Genomic DNA, 777 nt, shown 5'->3' with positions numbered 1-777 from the left:
ACCTTTGTTGCCGCAGGCGGTGAACCGGGACTGACACGTTTAGTTGATACGTTCTATTTAATGATGGATACCCTACCCGAAGCACAAGTCATTCGGAAAATGCACCCTGAAGATTTGACTCTATCCCGACAGAAGCTCACCTACTTCCTGGCCGGGTGGATGGGTGGACCGCGTTTGTATATGCAACACTTTGGATCGATTAGCATCCCTAAAGTACATAGCCACCTCACCATAGATAGTGAAGAAAGAGACGCCTGGATGCTATGTATGGAGAAAGCTCTCGACACTCTCGAATACCCAGAGTCTTTCAAAAGCTATTTATTAGAACAGCTATTTAGACCTGCAGAGATGATTCATCAAACCAGCCACAGCAAACATGACGAGGAGCCTTCGTGAGCACAACCCCCTTATCCATTCTCTCCGACCTGGCCACCGACACTCACGTAAAAATCCAGCAAGAGCACGCCAACATTAATCCGGTTGTCGGTGTCAGCAAAAATATGCGAGCTAACGGGATTCCGGCCGACGTCATGACAATTGATTGTCTGAAAAGTGGTAAACGAATCATCTTGATTCTGCATGATGAACAGCCCGAACAGCTTATGTATCAGTTCGCTTACCGAGATAAGGACCCTGATGATGCATTTCAGCAAATCAAGCTGGCAGATATAAGCGTCGACCTACTCTATACCTGGATAGTGGAATACTTCTCTTAGCGGCAAACTTACAGCTCGTAACCCAGGTAAAAGTATACCGAGCTGGCACCATGATCATTGG

General features: G+C 46.8%; 2 protein-coding genes. Both read left to right on the top strand.

All coding sequences use genetic code 11. The annotated features are described in order from the left end of the window. A partial coding sequence (locus A3735_RS05400; protein ID WP_068637703.1) for a group II truncated hemoglobin occupies positions 1-396 on the top strand: 396 nt, incomplete at its 5' end. Then, positions 393-716 (top strand): hypothetical protein, encoded by a 324-nt coding sequence (locus A3735_RS05395; RefSeq protein ID WP_068509494.1) that lies wholly within the window; start codon positions 393-395, stop codon positions 714-716. The genes A3735_RS05400 and A3735_RS05395, both read left to right, overlap by 4 nt. Positions 717-777: the final 61 nt, after the last annotated feature.

The organism is Oleiphilus sp. HI0061 (assembly GCF_001635675.1).
This window is presented reverse-complemented; position numbering and strand designations above follow the sequence as displayed.